This is a genomic window from Pseudoalteromonas rubra, assembly GCF_000967655.1.
GTDB classification, from domain to species: Bacteria; Pseudomonadota; Gammaproteobacteria; order Enterobacterales; family Alteromonadaceae; genus Pseudoalteromonas; species Pseudoalteromonas rubra_A.
This window is the reverse complement of sequence record NZ_JXYA01000072.1, coordinates 1-2,366: the sequence shown is the minus strand read 5'-3', so window position 1 is coordinate 2,366 and position 2,366 is coordinate 1. Positions and strand designations below refer to the sequence as shown.

The 2,366-nt window shown below is 51.8% G+C and carries 1 rRNA gene; it reads left to right on the top strand.

What is annotated here, in order from left to right:
• Positions 1-2,346: ribosomal RNA gene (locus TW77_RS22730) — 23S ribosomal RNA — on the top strand; the annotation flags it as partial.
• Positions 2,347-2,366: the final 20 nt, after the last annotated feature.

The window sequence follows — 2,366 nt, the reverse complement described above, 5'->3', positions numbered from 1 at the left end:
GTGACTGCGTACCTTTTGTATAATGGGTCAGCGACTTATATTCTGTAGCGAGGTTAACCATTTAGGGGAGCCGTAGCGAAAGCGAGTCTTAACTGGGCGCTTAAGTTGCAGGGTATAGACCCGAAACCCGGTGATCTAGCCATGGGCAGGTTGAAGGTCAGGTAACACTGACTGGAGGACCGAACCCACTAACGTTGAAAAGTTAGGGGATGACCTGTGGCTAGGAGTGAAAGGCTAATCAAACCGGGAGATAGCTGGTTCTCCCCGAAATCTATTTAGGTAGAGCCTCGGACGAATACTTACGGGGGTAGAGCACTGTTAAGGCTAGGGGGTCATCCCGACTTACCAACCCTTTGCAAACTCCGAATACCGTAAAGTACTATCCGGGAGACACACGGTGGGTGCTAACGTCCATCGTGGAGAGGGAAACAACCCAGACCGTCAGCTAAGGTCCCAAAGTGTATGTTAAGTGGGAAACGATGTGGGAAGGCTAAAACAGCTAGGAGGTTGGCTTAGAAGCAGCCATCCTTTAAAGAAAGCGTAATAGCTCACTAGTCGAGTCGGCCTGCGCGGAAGATGTAACGGGGCTAAACATACCACCGAAGCTACGGCTGCGAACTTATGTTCGCGGGGTAGGGGAGCGTTCTGTAAGTGGCTGAAGGTGTGCCGGGAGGCATGCTGGACATATCAGAAGTGCGAATGCTGACATGAGTAACGATAATGCGGGTGAAAAACCCGCACGCCGGAAGACCAAGGGTTCCTATCCCATGTTAATCAGGGTAGGGTGAGTCGACCCCTAAGGCGAGGCTGAAGAGCGTAGTCGATGGGAAACGGGTTAATATTCCCGTACTTGGTATAAATGCGATGGGGGGACGGAGCAGGCTAGGCAAGCATGGCGTTGGTTGTCCATGTGAAAGGCTGTAGGCTGGTGACTTAGGAAAATCCGGGTCGCTAAGGCTGAGAGTCGAGACGAGCCACTACGGTGGTGAAGTTGTTGATGCCCTACTTCCAGGAAAAGCCTCTAAGCTTCAGTTTATATCGAATCGTACCCTAAACCGACACAGGTGGTCAGGTAGAGAATACTAAGGCGCTTGAGAGAACTCGGGTGAAGGAACTAGGCAAAATTGTACCGTAACTTCGGGAGAAGGTACGCTCTTACTTGTGAAGACTTCGCGTCGTAAGCAGGCGAGAGCCGCAGTGACCAGGTGGCTGGGACTGTTTATTAAAAACACAGCACTGTGCAAAATCGTAAGATGACGTATACGGTGTGACACCTGCCCGGTGCCGGAAGGTTAATTGATGGGGTTAGCTTAGGCGAAGCTCTTGATCGAAGCCCCGGTAAACGGCGGCCGTAACTATAACGGTCCTAAGGTAGCGAAATTCCTTGTCGGGTAAGTTCCGACCTGCACGAATGGTGTAACCATGGCCACGCTGTCTCCACCCGAGACTCAGTGAAATTGAAATCGCAGTGAAGATGCTGTGTACCCGCGGCTAGACGGAAAGACCCCGTGAACCTTTACTACAGCTTGGCACTGAACATTGACCCTACATGTGTAGGATAGGTGGGAGGCTTTGAAGCAGTCACGCTAGTGATTGTGGAGCCGACCTTGAAATACCACCCTTGTAGTGTTGATGTTCTAACTTAGGTCCCTAATCGGGATTGAGGACAGTGCCTGGTGGGTAGTTTGACTGGGGCGGTCTCCTCCCAAAGAGTAACGGAGGAGCACGAAGGTTGGCTAAGTACGGTCGGACATCGTACGGTTAGTGTAATGGTAGAAGCCAGCTTAACTGCGAGACAGACACGTCGAGCAGGTACGAAAGTAGGTCATAGTGATCCGGTGGTTCTGAATGGAAGGGCCATCGCTCAACGGATAAAAGGTACTCCGGGGATAACAGGCTGATACCGCCCAAGAGTTCATATCGACGGCGGTGTTTGGCACCTCGATGTCGGCTCATCACATCCTGGGGCTGAAGTCGGTCCCAAGGGTATGGCTGTTCGCCATTTAAAGTGGTACGCGAGCTGGGTTTAGAACGTCGTGAGACAGTTCGGTCCCTATCTGCCGTGGGCGTTTGAGAATTGAGAGGGGCTGCTCCTAGTACGAGAGGACCGGAGTGGACGAACCGCTGGTGTTCGGGTTGTCATGCCAATGGCATTGCCCGGTAGCTACGTTCGGAATCGATAACCGCTGAAAGCATCTAAGCGGGAAGCGAGCCTCGAGATGAGTTCTCACTTGGAGTTTAACTCCACTAAAGGGCCGTTGAAGACTACAACGTTGATAGGCGAGATGTGGAAGTGGTGTGAGCCATTAAGCTAACTCGTACTAATTACCCGTGAGGCTTAACCATACAACGCCAAAGTGGTTTTG